Origin of the sequence: Enterobacter sp. KB-280D8 (genome assembly GCF_041399405.1) — a bacterium.
Lineage (GTDB): Bacteria > Pseudomonadota > Gammaproteobacteria > Enterobacterales > Enterobacteriaceae > Enterobacter > Enterobacter cloacae_N.
In genome coordinates this window covers 1018497-1033800 of record NZ_JBGKEC010000001.1, presented here as the reverse complement: position 1 = coordinate 1033800, position 15304 = coordinate 1018497, and the positions used below count along the sequence as shown (strand labels likewise).

The following is a 15304-nucleotide window of genomic DNA, read 5'->3' as shown; positions in this document are numbered from 1 at the left end:
ATGAAAAACGGGCCTTACGGCCCGTTTTTTTTATCCTGCAACCTTGACGCTCGCAGCGGCCGCTTTCGCTCTCGCCACGGCCTCGTCAACGCTATCCCCGGTGGCTAACGCCACGCCAAGACGGCGGGTTCCGTCGATCTCCGGCTTGCCGAACAGACGGACCTGCAGGCCTGCGCCAACCGCACCTTCGACGTTATCAAACGTCACATTCTGGCTGGTCAACTGTGGCAGGATCACCGCCGAGGCCGCCGGGCCGTACTGACGGATGCCGCCAACCGGCAGGTCGAGGAAGGCGCGCACGTGCAGGGCGAACTCTGAGAGATCCTGCGAAATGAGCGTGACCATCCCGGTGTCATGCGGGCGAGGGGAGACTTCGCTGAAAATCACCTCGTCACCGCAAACGAACAGTTCCACGCCGAACAGGCCGTAGCCGCCCAGGGCCAGAACGGTTTTACGGGCAATCTCCCGGGCACGCTCCAGCGCCAGGGGGCTCATCTGCTGCGGCTGCCAGGATTCGCGGTAATCGCCATCTTCCTGACGGTGACCTATCGGGTCGCAGAAATGGACGCCGTCCACGGCGCTGACGGTGAGCAGAGTGATTTCGAAATCAAACTTCACCACGCCTTCGACAATGACGCGACCGGCACCGGCACGGCCACCCTGTTGCGCATAATCCCACGCGCTATCCAGCGCGCTGCTGTCGCGAATAAATCTCTGACCTTTACCGGAAGAGCTCATCACCGGCTTAATGATGCACGGGTAGCCAATCTCCTCGACGGCCTGCAGGAATGCGGTTTTGTCGCCCGCAAAACGGTAGCGTGAGGTCGGCAGCCCCAGCTCCTCCGCCGCCAGGCGGCGAATGCCTTCACGGTTCATGGTCAGTTTTGCCGCTCTGGCGCAGGGCACCACGCGCTGGCCTTCCTGCTCAAGCGCGATCAGCGTATCGGTTGCGATAGCTTCAATTTCCGGCACGACGTAATCCGGTTTCTCCTGCATGATGAGCGTACGCAGGGCATCGCCGTCCAGCATGTTAATCACATAAGAACGATGGGCGACGTGCATGGCGGGCGCGTCAGCGTAGCGGTCTACGGCAATCACTTCCACCCCTAAGCGCTGACACTCAATGGCGACTTCTTTACCCAGTTCACCCGATCCTAACAGCATCACGCGCGTCGCCGCAGGCCGCAGCGCGGTTCCTAAACGAGTCATAATATTCCCCCTGAAAAAGATGCGCGCAGTATAAACGAAAACGTTTGCGTCTGTCTTGCGCAGGGCAAAAAGGCAGATGAGAAATTTGCGCTTCTTTAGCCTTAGCGGACATTTCCTGACGCCTGCTCGCATACGCTGTGGAAAATGTTAACCGTTAAGCGAGGGAATCCATGTCAGGCTGGTTAAATCAACTGCAATCCATGTTAGGACAGAAAATGTCAGGTTCCGGCGAGCAGGGGCTGAGCAAGCTGCTGGTACCGGGGGCACTCGGCGGGCTGGCAGGGCTGCTGGTTGCCAATAAATCCTCACGCAAGCTGCTGGCGAAGTACGGTACCGGCGCGCTGCTGGCCGGTGGTGGTGCCATCGCTGGCACCGTGCTGTGGAACAAATACAAGGATAAAGTGCGGGCGGCGCACCGCGATGAACCTCACTATGGCGAGCATACTTCTCCGCTGGATTTGCGCACGGAGCGGCTTATTCTCGCGCTGGTGTTTGCCGCCAAAAGCGACGGGCACATTGATGATAAAGAGAGAGCGGCTATCGAACAGCAGTTGCGCGAAGCCGGGGTTGAAGAGCAGGGCAGAACGCTGGTGGCTCAGGCCATTGAGCAGCCGCTCGATCCGCAGCGTCTGGCGCTGAACGTGAAAAATGAGGAAGAAGCGCTGGAACTTTATTTCCTCAGCTGTGCCGCCATCGATATCGATCACTTTATGGAACGCAGTTATCTCAACGCCCTCGGCGATGCGCTGAAAATCCCTCAGGACGTACGCGAAGGGATAGAAAAAGATATCCGGGAGCAAAAACAGACGCTACAGGGCTAACTCTCGCCCCGGTGGTCATGTTTCGCTTGCATCATGCGCGGGTTTTGCCAACCTTATAGGGTGTAAAACTCAAAAGAATGATGACATGCCACCGAAAGCCCGACGTACTCCTTATGCGATCGTCACGCATGGCGATACGCGTATAGATAATTACTACTGGCTCCGGGATGATTCGCGTTCCCGGCCAGAGGTGCTCGACTACCTGCACGAAGAAAACGACTATGGTCGCAAGGTCATGTCCAGCCAGCAGGCGCTTCAGGACCAGCTGCTGAACGAAATGGTGCAGCGCATTCCCCAGCGCGATATCTCCGCGCCGTGGACCAAAAACGGCTATCGCTATCGCCATATTTACGAGCCCGGCAACGAGTATCCCATCTATCAGCGACAGTCGGTATTAAGCGCCGAGTGGGATGAATGGGACATTCTGCTGGATGCGAACCAGCGAGCCGCCCACAGCGAGTTTTATACCCTGGGCGGCATGTCCATCTCCCCGGACAACACCATAATGGCGCTGGCGGAGGATTATCTCTCTCGTCGCCAGTACGGCCTGCGTTTTCGCAATCTGGAAACCGGCAACTGGTATCCGGAAATGCTGGAAAATGTCTCCCCGGATTTTGTCTGGGCGAACGATTCCGAGACGGTCTACTACGTCAAAAAGCATGCTTCCACGCTGCTGCCTTATCAGGTGTGGCGCCATACCGTAGGCACGGACTCAGCCGATGACGAGCTGGTCTATGAAGAGAAAGACGAAACGTTTTATGTCAGCCTGCATAAAACCTCCTCGCGCCACTATGTGATTATCTTCCTGGCCAGCGCCACCACCTCGGAAGTACTGCTCCTGGATGCCGAACTGCCTGATGCCCAGCCGCTCTGCTTCCTGCCGCGCCGCAAGGATCACGAGTACAGCCTGGATCACTTCCAGCACAGCTTTTATCTGCGTTCGAATCGCGAGGGCAAAAACTTTGGTCTGTACAAAACCAAGGTGCGCGACGAGCGCAAGTGGGAGGTGCTTATCCCCGCGCGGGATCAGGTGATGCTGGAAGGGTTCACGCTGTTTACCGACTGGCTGGTGGTGGAAGAGCGTCAGCGGGGGCTGACCAGCATCCGGCAGATCAACCGTAAAACGCGTGAGGTGATTGGGATTGCGTTCGACGATCCGGCCTACGTCACGTGGATCGGCTTCAACCCTGAACCCGAATCGTCGCGGCTGCGCTACGGCTACTCATCCATGACCACTCCGGATACGCTCTTCGAGCTGGATATGGATACCGGACAGCGCCAGGTGCTTAAGCAAACCGAAGTGAAGGGCTTTGATTCCGACAATTATCGCAGCGAACACCTGTGGGTCACCGCGCGCGACGGCGTTGAGGTCCCGGTTTCGCTCGTTTATCACAAGGCGCATTTTCAGAAAGGTAAAAATCCGATCCTGGTCTACGGCTACGGCTCCTATGGCTCCAGCATGGATGCCGACTTCAGCAGCAGCAGATTAAGCCTGCTCGATCGCGGCTTTGTTTTCGCTATTGCCCACATTCGCGGCGGCGGCGAGCTGGGGCAGCACTGGTATGAAGACGGGAAATTCCTGAAAAAGAAAAACACCTTCAACGACTATCTCGACGTCTGCGATGCGTTAATTGAACAAGGTTATGGCGATCCGCAGCTCTGCTTCGGCATGGGCGGCAGCGCGGGCGGAATGTTGATGGGTGCCGTCATCAATCAGCGCCCCGATCGCTTTAAGGGCATTGTTGCGCAGGTTCCGTTTGTTGATGTGGTGACAACCATGCTCGATGAGTCCATTCCGCTGACGACCGGGGAGTTTGAGGAGTGGGGTAACCCGCAGGATGAAGCCTATTATCGCTATATGAAAGAGTACAGCCCGTACGATAACGTGGAAGCGAAAGCGTACCCGCACATGCTGGTGACGACCGGTTTGCACGATTCACAGGTGCAATACTGGGAACCGGCAAAATGGGTGGCAAAGCTGAGGGAACTGAAAACCGATGACAACCTGCTGTTGCTCTGTACCGATATGGACTCCGGGCACGGGGGGAAATCGGGGCGATTCAAATCTTACGAAGGGGTGGCCCTGGAGTATGCCTTTTTGATTGGCCTGGCGCAGGATACGCTGCCAGGCCGCGCGCAGCGTTAAGCTTCGCCCAGATAATGTTTCAGGGTTAAGCGCAGTTCCGGGCTCATTTTGTCGAGGTTGTTGTACAGCCAGCGCAGATAGCCCGGATCTTTATCCGCAATATCCGATACCGCTCTCCCGCGGTATTTGCCGAAGGTAAACGTCGTCAGCAGCGCAGGGCGGCCGGTGATGGTTGCCATATCATCCGGCGTCCAGCCGGAGATATTCATAATGTCGATGAGCAGCGCGGCGGTGATATAGCAGTCATACAGGGCGCGGTGATGGTGCAGCCCTTCAGGGGTTCTGACGCTGAGCTTGCGGGATTTATACAGCGCCATATTGCTGTATTTGATCCCCGGCCAGAGGCGACGCGCCAGCTTCATGGTGCAAATCCACTCCCCGGGCATTTCGGGGAGTACCCGGCGGTCAAAGCTGGCGTTGTGGGCAACGTACCACGGGCTGCCGTAGTAGTGCGGGATAACGTCCTCTATCCAGGGTTTATCCGCCACCATTGATTCTGTAATGCGATGGATAGCCATGGCCTGTGGGCTAATAGGGCGATCGGGACGCACCAGATGGCTCATCGGGTTGACTATTTTTCCATCAACCACGTCGACCGAGGCCACTTCCACAATTCCGCCCTGAAGATCGCAAGTTTCGGTATCAATGACGCGCAGCATGAAAATCTCCTGAGCTTAAAACGCTTAGCCTAAAGGAATGATATCGCCTTGCCAACCCTGTCCGTTGCGCGTGCCGGTCAACAGAAGCTCACCTTTATCCGCCCGAACGATCAGCTGGCCTTTTTCATCCCATAACGCGCTGCCCGCGCTGGCATTCGCCATTAATACCGCGATGGCATACCTGTGCGCAAAGCGCTGCAGGGTGTTGATAGACTGTCGCCAGCGGTAATCCCTCACCGACTGGCAGCTGGTGAAGAGCGTTGCCTGCGGATCAAGATTCGGGGAATCGCCTTGCTCGTCCATGATAGTGAGCTGTTTATCCCCCGGCACCAGGCTGGCGCCGCTCCCCTGAGGGTAACGCAGAATGCGATCGCGAGAGGGGGCAAACAGCGCGAGGCCTTTCTGGCGCCGACCGTTTCGTTCAACGGGAAGCCCTGCAATGAGGGTAATGCGGTAAAAATGGGCGGCGTTTAGCAATGGCAGTAGCTGAGCGTCTCCGGGCGGGGGCGGTAGTGCCGTGGTGCCCGGGCCCGTTAATGAGAGTTCCGGGAAGACCAGCAAATCGCACCGATGTTGTGCTGCTTCGGCAATGAAGTGGAGATGGTGCGCAACGTGGTCATCTACGCTATGGTGCTGCCCGCCATACTGTGCTGCCGCTATATTCCAATGTGACATCGTGACTTCCTTATACACTGAGTCGCAGGGATTAAAGAATAATCCTAATTTAACCAGGGTTTTCTTATCCTGCCAGATTCCGCGTAAGGAAGTGTAACGAGTCGTTAAGCTTATTTAACTTTCGGCTCGTATGGTAAGCGGGAGAGGTTGACCGAGGCGAGACGGTGGGCGATTAACCTTTCGCGAAACCAGTCACGCAGGTGGGCGGGTTGTTCCCGTTCGACCACTTCAGCCACGATGGGCATGTTGTAACGCTCTTTAAAGGCGACGCCAGCGGCAGCGAGATCGACATTCACTTTATCCATCTCGTCCTGAGGAAGGGCGGCCAGATTGATCTTCATTACCTTCTCCTTATTTTGCGGCGGCAACGTTACCGCGATTGCGTGACGATGACAAGCAGAGCGGGATGATCCTCGACTCGTTTATTATACAGCGTTATTCTTTAGCATACAGGCATAACAAAAAGGAATGATTGTGATGGGTTTTTCCTCTTCCCGCGCGGTATGTACGCTGGTTTTTCTGGCCTCAACGATACTTTCGCCCTCTGTACTGGCGCATGCGCATCTTAAGCAGCAAAGCCCGGCAGCAGACAGCCAGGTGGCGGCACCGCAGGTGCTTACGCTGAATTTCTCCGAAGGCATTGAGCCCGGATTTAGCGGCGTCGTGGTGACGGATGCACACAAGCAGGTGATCAAAACCGGTACCGCAACGCGAGACGAAAAGAACAAGGCACAGCTGACCGTTCCGCTGGAACAGACGCTGGCGCCGGGGGCTTACCGGGTGGACTGGCATGTGGTCTCCGTCGACGGACATAAAACCACAGGCAGCTATCACTTCAGCGTGAAATAGCATGCTGGCACTGTTATACGTGGGGTTGCGCTTTATCCATTTTGCGGCGCTGATGCTCGTTTTTGGCAACGCGCTTTACAGCGTCTGGTTTGCGCCTTCCGGGCTGCACCGCCTGATGGCCCGGCGTTTCCAGCTCCAGCAGAGAGTGGCGTCCATTGTCAGCCTGGCCGCTGCGATCCTGATGTTCATGCTTCAGGGTGGCTTAATGGGCAACGGCTGGGGCGATGTACTTAACCCGCAAATTTGGCACAGCGTGCTGGGGACTCGGTTTGGCGGCGTCTGGCTGTGGCAAATCATCCTCGGCGCCATCACCGTTGCCGCCGCGTGGCTCGCGCCGCTGAAAGGCTCGCGGCTGCTGCTGCTCGCTATGGGACAGCTTATCCTTCTGGCAGGGGTAGGGCACGCGGCGATGAGCGACGGTCCGGTGGGGGCGATACAGCGTCTCAATCATGCTGTTCACCTGCTGTGTGCCGCAACCTGGGTGGGGGGATTGTTGCCGCTGCTGTTCTGCATGCGTCTGGCTAAAGGGCGCTGGCAGAACGCGGCCATCTATACCATGATGCGTTTCTCGCGGGTGGGGCATTATGCCGTGGCGGGCGTGCTGCTCACCGGCGTGGTGAATGCGCTGTTGATTATGGGCATCCATATTCCCTGGCAGTCTGGCTACGTGCAGTTTCTGTTGTTCAAATGTGCTCTCGTGGCGTTGATGGTGGCAATTGCGCTGGCAAATCGGTATTTTCTGGTGCCACGGTTCCGTCCAGATTCCGGGCGCGCACAACGGCTTTTTATCAGGATGACACAGGCAGAGGTGGTGCTGGGCGCGCTGGTTCTGGCAACGGTCAGCCTGTTCGCTACCTGGGAACCCTTCTGACAAGGTTAACTATTAAATGAAAAAGACAGTACTTTCACTCTTATTGCTGACCTGCGCGGGAAGCGCTCTGGCGGCACCGCAGGTTATCACCGTCAGCCGTTTTGAGGTGGGCAAAGACAAATGGGCCTTCAATCGCGAAGAGGTGATGCTGACCTGTCGTCCGGGGCATGCGTTATACGCAATCAACCCGAGTACGCTGGTGCAATATCCGTTAAATGATACCGCAGAGCAGCAGGTCGCCAGCGGCAAGAGCAGCGGTCAGCCAATCAGCGTGATTCAGATTGATGACCCGGCCCACCCGGGACAGAAGATGAGCCTGGCACCGTTTATCGAGCGCGCTGACAAGCTCTGCTGACGTTCAGGTTTCCAATAAAAAACCGCAGATGCTCGCGAAAGCACTGCGGTTTTTCACTTTTAATGATGCTCTGACGCTTTTTTTCAGTCCACTTTTGCTGTGGACTGGAAAACCTGGCGTCGTCATCTATTCTTAAAAGGCAAGGCGACTTAGCCTGCATTAATGCCAACTTTTAGCGCACGGCTCTCTCCCAAGAGCCATTTCCCTGGACCGAATACAGGAATCGTATTCGGTCTCTTTTTATCTATTTGTTTCTCAAGGTTTTTTTCGGTCTCAACACGAAATCCCCCGAAAATTACTCGAATATTCCATATCCTGTCTAAACCATAACATACTCTGCACCGCGTGCGTCCAGGTATTTTTTGGTCATTGTTAAATTTTTGTGGCCTAGTAAACGCTGAGCAAATTCTTCTCCGCGCTCCTTTTCATATAGCCTGCTCGCCAGACTCCTGATCTCATGGAAAGGCGGTGGGTTAGGTCCGAATTTTAACCCGGTCGAATCCCGTATCTCTGCGAAAGCCTGGGTGAGTCCGTCAGGAGTTAGCGGCCCCGGCTTTCTCCCCCCGCGGCGAACCGGCGAGTAAAGCAGGAAGTCGGAAGGGTTACTCACCCGGCATCGTTCAATGACATCCTGCAACACAAGCCCGGCGACGTCCAGCCTCAAATCAAGGGGGAGCGCCAGTTTGTGACCTGTTTTCTCCTGAGTAACGAAAAGCCTCCCGTCTTTAATGTCACTGAACCTGAACAGTGAGATATCCTCCCGCCGCTGGCCGGTGACCAGTGCCAGATCGCATGCGTTTGGCGCCCATTCAGAATGAGTTAACGCAGCCTGGCGGATGACCGTGAATTGTTCGAGCAGCAAGCGTTCTCGCTTAACTTTCGGTGTCGGCGTTCGCGTCGGTTCTGCCGGGTTCCTCTCGACATGCCCTTCCACAATCGCCTCCCTGAAGATGTCCATCAGCACAGACCTGAGCCCGGAAGCCATGCTCTTTTTATCGCAGAGAATGTAAGCTTCAAGGAATGAGGCGATGTCCTTTGTCGTGACAGAAGCGAGGGGAATTTTGCCGAACTCTTCCTTAATGGTGGCGATCTGGTTTCGCCTGACCTTCATCGTGTTTGGTTTCAGCTCACGCCGTTCGAGAATTACCTCGTAACGCTCCAGCCATGCGGCCACGGTGAAAGTGGGCACGTCTTTTATGCGATCCAAGAGAGAAGAGGGAAGGTAATTCTGGTCGATGTAGTTGTTGGCCTCAATGGCCTGGGCAACAGCATCCTTGCGATCAATCCGGCCAAGAGAAATCTCCTGCCCGGTCACCGGATTGCGCCAGCTGTAAAGTCTGTCTCTTTTACGATAGGTCAGGTTACGGGGCAGGTTAGCGTCGTAACGTACTGGCCTTTTCGCCATGAGTCAGTCTCTCCAGTAAGGTGCCGCCGGACGGCAGTTTGGTGTGTTTCGGTTTAGCGCGCAGATTCTTCTTGCGCGGATCCACGTAGATAGCGTCAGGCTGAACTTTATATTCCTTTCCGTGCAGCTCAGGCGCGGGATAAATTCGCCCCTCCCGCGTCCATCGTCGCAGAGTAGAAAGGGATGGGGGAGTCGTGTAGACCTCAGCAGCCCATTCCTGCAAGTTGAGAAGCTTAGCCATGAGAACTCCTTAGCCGCCAGGCATTATAAGCGAGGCCGCGTTGACGTGTTGATTAATCGAAATCAGGTAAAAATAAGCCCGACGCGGGCCGGGCAAAAGGGAAAACGGAGCAGTGCTTTCGCACCCAATAGCCAGTTATGAACTGGCTATTGGGTGCGTCAAAGTAAAAAACACGATAAGTCGTTAAAACTATTAGGGCTTTCACAGTTATGTTCGCTGTCGTCATTACATAATTTGTAATATCAGCAGTTTGGAACTAGTAGCCACTTCCAGAATCTGTCAGCGCTTTACCGGCGACCATACTTAGTCTGGAATTGAAAGCGTTTTGTGATGTCTAGCGATCTTTATAAAGATCCTGTTCATGCCTCCATCAATTAATCTGGCTACCTGATAAGTGGGTATGATAATATTGTGGAAAGGATAATTGATTTTGTGATAAAGGGAGGATGGTAATGAAAAAATACCTTGCTGACTTTTTTTTATGCATATGTTTCTACATACTTGTATTTGTGCTGGTTCTTGCAAGCTCAAACCTTAATTTAAAGGAAAGCCTAATATTGATTGCATATTGTACATTAAGCAGTTTGTTTTTCCCTTTCGTTGCGAATTTTTTTCGTGGGTTTAAAAAGGGTGAGATTCCTCTTCAGTATTGGAATAACGGTGTTTTCACATTGTGCTTAGTTTTGTCATTACCTTTGGGGCTCTTTTTGGTGTTATACAAAATGAGCAAGAGATAAATTATCTCTTGCTCTACGTATTTAAAGGCTAAGGATGAATTTATTTAAATCCTCAAGCGCTTTATCTGTAATCAAAGCAGCTGTTATAGCGAGGATTGCCGAAAACCCTATAATTCCGATTGGAGTTGTTGCTATTACGGCATATGCAGTAACAACTAATAAAGATGCAATTTTTGTTGCTGCAATCTTTTCACCAGAAATGATCGCATCGTTCCAGTTTCCTGTTCGAAAACCTTTTACGATCCCATTCACAAAAGCTCCCCAAGCTATTGCTTCGCCAACTACACCGAACATTTTACTCATTTTCTGTAACTGTGCAGCCATAGTGGCTTTGTCTAATGACTCTAGGGCTTTTGCAATTGCGTTTCGGTCAGCAACGCTGAATTTTTTGTTAAGGTTACCTTTGTATTTATCATATGCAGCTATCGCTTCTGATGCATTTCGTAATTTTTTACCTTTTGCCATTGCCTCTAGCGCTTTAGCCTCCTTTGTTAGTTTATCCCCAAATTTTTCTGTTAATGCTTTATAAAAATCGGAAGCTATGCTGATAGCATTAGTTGGAAAAGAACTGAACAAATCCTGTGCGCTTTGTGAAGCTTTTTGCTTTCTCTCAGGATCTGATTTAGCAAAATCAAGCTCCGGGAACATTTCTCCTGGTGTCTTATTATTTGTTTTTGCCACCGCTACCTTGAGATTTTCAGCTTTTGTGTATGGACGATCAGCTATTTTAGTAGTTGAGATTACTGTTCCTTGCTCGTTTAATTTGACCGCGTATCTAAAGCCTTCAACATAAACATCAAAAGTTCTAATGTTCGGGGGCAATGTTTTCCAAGATGTTTCAGCTTCTTTTTTTGCCTTGGCCTGTCGTTCTGGTTCTCCTTTAGAAAAATCAAGTTCTGGATATAAATCACTTGGTTTTTTATTCTGTGATTTTGCTACTGCAACTTTCAAATTTTCAGCTTTTGTATATGGGCGGGGTGCTGTTTGCGTAACTGAAGTAGCTTTACCGAATTGATCTAACTTCACTTTATATTTGAATTGATCAACTGTCGTATCGAATTCGTCCGGTAATTTTCTCCAATCCCCTGGTTTGATACTCCATCCTCCTGGAGCAACAGAATCGTTTGAACTTGTTGATCCGCTACTATTGCTTCCTTTGCCCGCAGAGGTTAATACACCTGAAAATCCGCCCACGGTGTTAGAAGTTCGACTGCCAGTTTCAGAAGAAACAGTGTTATTCTGTCCCTGTATATTCGCTGTATAACCCCCAGATCCGTCACTTTTAATATTTGAGACTTGCGATGCTGTAATTTGTGTTCCACCGTAACTATTAAATTGAGAAGCAATATCGGCAGGTGAAGGTGCTCGCATACCTCCACTACTGCCTCCAATACTTCCGGAGCTGTCTCCACCGCTGTGAACACCATCTGACCAACTTCCACCGAAACCAGTCCAAGCCATATTTATATCCCTTATAAGTTTGTGGTTAAATCAATTAAAAACTATATCAACTGTATTTTTTAGTCAAGCCTGTATATTTCTCTCCTTGCGCTTATGTAGCATGTTTATATCTAAAATGTGATGGTAGTTGTTGATATGTGATTTCGAAAGTATGAGGTAATTATAAATTAAAAGCTGTCCAAAGGTGTTGCTGCCGAATATGTATCTAATCATATTGAGATTGGCTTATTCTAAGACTGCCGAAGATAATTGCAGTTGCGGAATTATCGGAGAACATTCAAAAAGTATGCTCCCCTACTGGTTCTGTACATCAACTAAAAATGTTAATACTAGACATAATTACTGCTAACGGAACTGTCGGTTAATTCGGCTGAATGTGAACGCCAGTAATAAAAAAGGCCGCGACAGCGACCTGGTGATTAGTGCCTTGATACTGGCGTTTTCTGTTTCTGGCGTCATGCGGCCTCCCGACAGGCGAGAAGTTTCGCCCCGAAAGCCATCAGCTCGTCCCGGTCCACAGTTGCGAAGTGGCAGTGTGTGCGCGGGTACGGTCGCCAGATGATGAGCATTGAGCCCTTGTTGTTTCCGCTGACGGGCTTACCGGTGATCGGGTTGATAAATGCCAGCCGCCCGGCGGTGATGAATCGAACCTCGCTGGCGGTCTGGATAGCTTCCTTGAACCATCCAACCGAAGTATCTGCCGGCACCAGCATTACTGTGCCGATCTGATTTGCGCTCTCGGCTGCGGCCTTCTTCACGAATGGCGTGATATCGCTGTATGGCGGGTTCAGCCAGACGTAGCCCGGAATGCTCAGGTAATCAGCCCAGGGCGTTTCCAGCGTGTTCTGCTCGGCGGTGATGAACTTCCGGCACAGCGCGTTATGCTGCGCTGCGGCGGCATCAAGCTGGAAGCAGAATTCAGCATTAAGGGCAGCGAAGAGGGCTGGTGGAGTGCGCCAGAGGTCTCGCTGATCCGCTGGTGTTTTTGTTTCGTATACGTAATCCATCTTCACCTCACTATGAATTTTTGAGGATGGAGAATGCTGTTGCTGCCACTCGAGGAACCTGTCCATTGCCAAGGGCTTTAATTCGGTCCACCCTATGGGCCAGCCCATGAACCACTCGACCCATTCCGGGTTCAGTTGTCCATCTTGGTGTGGCTGCGACCCATCCGGCAACGGACGCATCTTTATCGCACTCGGCAAGTCTGGAGTTCTGCGCAGCCGTTCGCTTGGACAGTCGCCGCGGATCGTTGCCTTCGCTGTAGGCCACAATCCACATCCTGTCTCTTTCATGGGGCGCTCCGCAGTTCGATGCTGAAAGACGAAACCACTCGCAGCCATACCCCATTTCGGCAAGGTCACCGATGACCAAGGCAAGACCTTTAACTCTGAGTCGCGGAGAGTTTTCCACGCAGACGAATGCAGGTCGTACTTCACTGACGATTCTAGCCATTTCTGTCCACAGTCCGGAGCGGCGTCCGTTGATGCCTGCGCCATTACCATTTGCGCTAATGTCCTGGCAGGGAAACCCGCCAGAAATGACGTCAACAATTCCTCGCCATGGCTTTCCGTCAAAACTGCACACATCAGACCAAATCGGGAAAGGTCGGAGAATTCCATCGTTTTGTCGTTGCGCGAGAACTTGTGCTGCGTAGGCATCACGTTCAACTGCGCAAACTGTCCGCCAGCCAAGGAGGTACCCTCCGAGTATTCCTCCGCCAGCGCCTGCGAAAAGAGCCAGCTCATTCATGCATCCTCCCGCTCCGGATCGTTAATATCCCAGCCATTACGCTCAATATTGGTTTGCAGCCGCTTATCTCCGACCTCTTCAATGTTGCGGCCGGTAATCTCTGCGACTTCAGCGTTTGAGTGTCGCCACAGAAGCGCCAGCTCTTCGAGTGACCATGCTTTCATAGCACTGACTCCATTTCGTCGATGTAGAGGCCCTGAGCAATCAGTCGGCTACGGCGGGCGGCACGCGCTATGCATTCCTGCCGTCTGCCTTCTTGCGATTGCTCAATGGCGCGCCGGGTGAACAGGCGCGATTTACCCTGAGGTGTTACGACCTTTGGCTTTGTGACCAGGTCGAAAGTCCGGTCGCAGATGCCGTCCTCGTTGATCCATTTTTCCGACTTAACTATCTGAGCTATCTGTCCGGAGCCGCGGGTAATGCCGTTGGCGACCCGGTTAAATTCGATGAGCGTTACGCCAAACTTCTTAGCGATTTCGCTGCCGGTTACCGGGCGGCCGCGCGTCTGAATCATCCAGATAACGCGTTCACGGAGGCCGGAGAATTGCCCGGTGCGCCCGGGCCTGCGGTAGAAGGGTGTGCGTTTCATTTCCACTGCTCCCCGAACGTGAAGCCGATTTCCGCCAGCGCTTCGTCCATCTTCTCGATGAACTCCGGCACCATTTCATTGAAATCGGTCATGTATTGCGGATCCCGCTCAACGACGACGTGGTGAATACCTTCGCGTTTCATGCGCGGGTCGTAGTTGGCAAAGAACCAGGCTTCTTTCCCGGTCACCCACATGCTGTACTGCACCTGGGCCATATACGCAGACTTGATGGCTTCGAAACCGCCAAGGCGGAATTTCATGAAGTCGCGAGAGGTGAAAGGGCATTTAAGCTCAAGGCCGAATCCGTTACTGCACAGGCCGTCAGGGGAGCACGCAGTGCGCATGCTCTCGTCACGGAACAGGATCGGAGACTCCGTGACTTTCACGTCTGTGGTGAACTCGAAAAGGGTGCGGGCGTCTTCCTCGTACTGCTTACCCCAGGCCAGAGCCTTGGCGTTAACCTCTGGCGCTACGCCGGTGCATACCTCGGCGAGTAGGGTATGGAAGTAGGACATTTTCATGTCTGTCCACTTCTTCCCAGATCTGGGCTTGGAAATGACGTTGTGAACTTCAGATGCGGTGATAACGCCGAGGCGCAGCCGGTGCCACGCCTCGTCGCCCTGCTGGATAGTGGTTACGTCAATGCCGGTCCGGGCCAGGATAATTTCTGGTGTCATGCCGCCGCCTTAGCCCTTTTCTGAAGGAAGCCAAACCCTTTCTGTGCCTCTTCTTCAGTGAGTTCTGACGCCTCAAGAATTTGCCGTTTGAAGATGTCGCTGCACAGTGGGAGGAAGTCTTTCTCCCAGTCTTTATCTAGGGTCGTTAAGAGATCGGTGATCGCCTGAAGCGTTTCTTCGCTTGCTGCTGGTGGAAGCGCTTCTGTGGTGCTGCGCGGCGTGACGTCACGCATATCTACATCCAGTGATTTGCCTTCCATTTCTTCGGCGGTAGGCTGCTGTCCAATCTCAGGCCATGCCTTACGCAACGCCTGTGCTTCTGCGCATTTCGCCAGCTGGCCATACGGGCGCTTTTTCCACATCGCGTTCGGCGCCGTCGTGTCGCGGCCGCCGGTGGCGTAGTTTTCAATCCAATATTCTTTGGCGCTGAACTCGACGATCTCGCCGCTGGGCATGCGCTTGTAGACGGTGTATTTGCACCACTGAGGGAAGGTCACCTCGACACCTGTAAGCGTCTGAGTTACATCGGGCCCGAACTCAGGCTCACGGGCCCCGGCATAATCGCCTGAACGGTCTGCCTGAATGCGGTAAAGCCCGATGCCCGGCATGACGACGTCGCGCCATTCACTTTTACCTGTTCTCGAGTCTTTGACGCTCATCGGCACGAGGTGGACAGGCTTCAGTAGTGGATCCAGTTGGCGGGCTCGGCAGTAATCGAGCGCCATCATTACCGATTCGTCTTTGGCGCCGGGATAGATGCTGTTCTTCAGCGCGCTCCAGGTAGCGACGTCGATACCTTTTTCCGCCAGCGCACTCGCCGTGATTGTTAATTCGTTTGCCATCGTTAATCCCCTCAA

18 protein-coding genes are annotated in these 15304 nt (G+C 53.2%); 5 read left to right on the top strand and 13 right to left on the bottom strand.

Annotation, left to right across the window (positions count from 1 at the left end):
- Nucleotides 1-30 precede the first annotated feature (30 nt).
- The gene (gene purT, locus AB8818_RS05025) at nucleotides 31-1209 is read right to left on the bottom strand and encodes a formate-dependent phosphoribosylglycinamide formyltransferase (protein ID WP_192984907.1); all 1179 of its coding nucleotides are present in this window, start codon (nucleotides 1207-1209) and stop codon (nucleotides 31-33) included.
- 170 nt (nucleotides 1210-1379) lie between these two features.
- Between purT and AB8818_RS05020 the strand changes: the two genes are divergently transcribed.
- Both AB8818_RS05020 and ptrB read left to right on the top strand, forming a co-directional pair.
- Entirely contained in the window at nucleotides 1380-2030 is a 651-nt protein-coding gene (locus AB8818_RS05020) for a tellurite resistance TerB family protein (RefSeq protein WP_192984905.1), read from the top strand.
- 85 nt (nucleotides 2031-2115) lie between these two features.
- Nucleotides 2116-4176, top strand: a complete 2061-nt coding sequence (gene ptrB / locus AB8818_RS05015; RefSeq protein WP_116339105.1) for an oligopeptidase B — start codon at nucleotides 2116-2118, stop codon at nucleotides 4174-4176.
- Here the strand turns inward: ptrB and exoX are convergent.
- From exoX to AB8818_RS05000, 3 genes are all read right to left on the bottom strand, one after another.
- Nucleotides 4173-4835, bottom strand: coding sequence for an exodeoxyribonuclease X (gene exoX, locus AB8818_RS05010; protein ID WP_116339107.1), 663 nt, complete (start codon nucleotides 4833-4835; stop codon nucleotides 4173-4175). The two genes, ptrB and exoX, sit on opposite strands and share 4 nt — an antisense overlap.
- 24 nt (nucleotides 4836-4859) lie before the next feature.
- On the bottom strand, nucleotides 4860-5510 hold the full coding sequence (locus AB8818_RS05005) for a carbon-nitrogen hydrolase family protein (protein ID WP_163329873.1): 651 nt from the start codon (nucleotides 5508-5510) through the stop codon (nucleotides 4860-4862).
- Nucleotides 5511-5620: 110 nt separating this feature from the next.
- Nucleotides 5621-5851, bottom strand: coding sequence for a DNA polymerase III subunit theta (locus AB8818_RS05000; RefSeq protein WP_013096102.1), 231 nt, complete (start codon nucleotides 5849-5851; stop codon nucleotides 5621-5623).
- Nucleotides 5852-5987: 136 nt separating this feature from the next.
- Between AB8818_RS05000 and yobA the strand changes: the two genes are divergently transcribed.
- Genes yobA through AB8818_RS04985 form a run of 3 tightly spaced genes read left to right on the top strand, consistent with a single transcriptional unit; the run spans nucleotide 5988 to nucleotide 7585 of the window.
- A complete protein-coding gene (yobA, locus tag AB8818_RS04995; RefSeq protein ID WP_116339110.1) occupies nucleotides 5988-6359 on the top strand; it encodes a CopC domain-containing protein YobA in 372 nt (123 codons plus the stop codon).
- A 1-nt stretch (nucleotide 6360) separates the two neighbouring features.
- A complete protein-coding gene (copD, locus tag AB8818_RS04990) occupies nucleotides 6361-7230 on the top strand; it encodes a copper homeostasis membrane protein CopD (protein ID WP_116339112.1) in 870 nt (289 codons plus the stop codon).
- A 16-nt stretch (nucleotides 7231-7246) separates the two neighbouring features.
- Nucleotides 7247-7585 (top strand): YebY family protein, encoded by a 339-nt coding sequence (locus tag AB8818_RS04985; protein WP_192984903.1) that lies wholly within the window; start codon nucleotides 7247-7249, stop codon nucleotides 7583-7585.
- 319 nt (nucleotides 7586-7904) lie between these two features.
- Here the strand turns inward: AB8818_RS04985 and AB8818_RS04980 are convergent, their stop codons facing one another.
- The 9 genes from AB8818_RS04980 to bet all read right to left on the bottom strand — a co-directional run bounded on the left by AB8818_RS04980 (nucleotide 7905) and on the right by bet (nucleotide 15289).
- Nucleotides 7905-8990, bottom strand: coding sequence for a tyrosine-type recombinase/integrase (locus AB8818_RS04980; protein ID WP_371199816.1), 1086 nt, complete (start codon nucleotides 8988-8990; stop codon nucleotides 7905-7907).
- Entirely contained in the window at nucleotides 8959-9231 is a 273-nt protein-coding gene (locus AB8818_RS04975; protein WP_023300430.1) for an excisionase, read from the bottom strand. Before AB8818_RS04975 ends, AB8818_RS04980 begins: the two co-directional genes overlap by 32 nt.
- A 758-nt stretch (nucleotides 9232-9989) precedes the next feature.
- Nucleotides 9990-11429, bottom strand: a complete 1440-nt coding sequence (locus AB8818_RS04970) for a colicin-like pore-forming protein (RefSeq protein ID WP_371199815.1) — start codon at nucleotides 11427-11429, stop codon at nucleotides 9990-9992.
- A gap of 455 nt (nucleotides 11430-11884) precedes the next feature.
- Nucleotides 11885-12436 carry a phage N-6-adenine-methyltransferase gene (locus AB8818_RS04965; RefSeq protein WP_371199814.1) on the bottom strand — a complete coding sequence of 184 codons (552 nt, stop codon included), beginning with the start codon at nucleotides 12434-12436 and terminating at the stop codon, nucleotides 11885-11887.
- 10 nt (nucleotides 12437-12446) lie between these two features.
- Entirely contained in the window at nucleotides 12447-13181 is a 735-nt protein-coding gene (locus tag AB8818_RS04960; RefSeq protein WP_371199813.1) for a DNA cytosine methyltransferase, read from the bottom strand.
- Complete coding sequence (locus AB8818_RS04955) at nucleotides 13178-13345, bottom strand: hypothetical protein (RefSeq protein WP_371199812.1); 168 nt, start codon at nucleotides 13343-13345, stop codon at nucleotides 13178-13180. Before AB8818_RS04955 ends, AB8818_RS04960 begins: the two co-directional genes overlap by 4 nt.
- Nucleotides 13342-13770, bottom strand: coding sequence for a regulator (locus tag AB8818_RS04950; RefSeq protein ID WP_371199811.1), 429 nt, complete (start codon nucleotides 13768-13770; stop codon nucleotides 13342-13344). The genes AB8818_RS04955 and AB8818_RS04950 overlap by 4 nt, the downstream gene beginning before the upstream one ends.
- Nucleotides 13767-14447, bottom strand: a complete 681-nt coding sequence (locus AB8818_RS04945) for a lambda exonuclease family protein (protein ID WP_194500415.1) — start codon at nucleotides 14445-14447, stop codon at nucleotides 13767-13769. The genes AB8818_RS04950 and AB8818_RS04945 overlap by 4 nt, the downstream gene beginning before the upstream one ends.
- Nucleotides 14444-15289: a phage recombination protein Bet gene (gene bet, locus AB8818_RS04940; protein ID WP_371199810.1), complete on the bottom strand. Its 846-nt coding sequence runs from the start codon at nucleotides 15287-15289 to the stop codon at nucleotides 14444-14446. Before bet ends, AB8818_RS04945 begins: the two co-directional genes overlap by 4 nt.
- Nucleotides 15290-15304: the final 15 nt, after the last annotated feature.

Excerpts from the sequence above, each read along its gene's own strand:
- AB8818_RS05000 (WP_013096102.1), bottom strand. The coding sequence starts at position 5,851 with ATGAAGATCAATCTGGCCGCCCTTCCTCAGGACGAGATGGATAAAGTG.
- AB8818_RS04945 (WP_194500415.1), bottom strand. The coding sequence starts at position 14,447 with ATGACACCAGAAATTATCCTGGCCCGGACCGGCATTGACGTAACCACT.
- AB8818_RS04970 (WP_371199815.1), bottom strand. The coding sequence starts at position 11,429 with ATGGCTTGGACTGGTTTCGGTGGAAGTTGGTCAGATGGTGTTCACAGC.
- AB8818_RS04975 (WP_023300430.1), bottom strand. The coding sequence starts at position 9,231 with ATGGCTAAGCTTCTCAACTTGCAGGAATGGGCTGCTGAGGTCTACACG.
- AB8818_RS04955 (WP_371199812.1), bottom strand. The coding sequence starts at position 13,345 with ATGAAAGCATGGTCACTCGAAGAGCTGGCGCTTCTGTGGCGACACTCA.
- copD (WP_116339112.1), top strand. The coding sequence starts at position 6,361 with ATGCTGGCACTGTTATACGTGGGGTTGCGCTTTATCCATTTTGCGGCG.
- AB8818_RS04985 (WP_192984903.1), top strand. The coding sequence starts at position 7,247 with ATGAAAAAGACAGTACTTTCACTCTTATTGCTGACCTGCGCGGGAAGC.
- purT (WP_192984907.1), bottom strand. The coding sequence starts at position 1,209 with ATGACTCGTTTAGGAACCGCGCTGCGGCCTGCGGCGACGCGCGTGATG.
- AB8818_RS04980 (WP_371199816.1), bottom strand. The coding sequence starts at position 8,990 with ATGGCGAAAAGGCCAGTACGTTACGACGCTAACCTGCCCCGTAACCTG.
- AB8818_RS05005 (WP_163329873.1), bottom strand. The coding sequence starts at position 5,510 with ATGTCACATTGGAATATAGCGGCAGCACAGTATGGCGGGCAGCACCAT.
- AB8818_RS05020 (WP_192984905.1), top strand. The coding sequence starts at position 1,380 with ATGTCAGGCTGGTTAAATCAACTGCAATCCATGTTAGGACAGAAAATG.
- bet (WP_371199810.1), bottom strand. The coding sequence starts at position 15,289 with ATGGCAAACGAATTAACAATCACGGCGAGTGCGCTGGCGGAAAAAGGT.
- AB8818_RS04950 (WP_371199811.1), bottom strand. The coding sequence starts at position 13,770 with ATGAAACGCACACCCTTCTACCGCAGGCCCGGGCGCACCGGGCAATTC.
- AB8818_RS04965 (WP_371199814.1), bottom strand. The coding sequence starts at position 12,436 with ATGGATTACGTATACGAAACAAAAACACCAGCGGATCAGCGAGACCTC.
- ptrB (WP_116339105.1), top strand. The coding sequence starts at position 2,116 with ATGCCACCGAAAGCCCGACGTACTCCTTATGCGATCGTCACGCATGGC.
- yobA (WP_116339110.1), top strand. The coding sequence starts at position 5,988 with ATGGGTTTTTCCTCTTCCCGCGCGGTATGTACGCTGGTTTTTCTGGCC.
- exoX (WP_116339107.1), bottom strand. The coding sequence starts at position 4,835 with ATGCTGCGCGTCATTGATACCGAAACTTGCGATCTTCAGGGCGGAATT.
- AB8818_RS04960 (WP_371199813.1), bottom strand. The coding sequence starts at position 13,181 with ATGAATGAGCTGGCTCTTTTCGCAGGCGCTGGCGGAGGAATACTCGGA.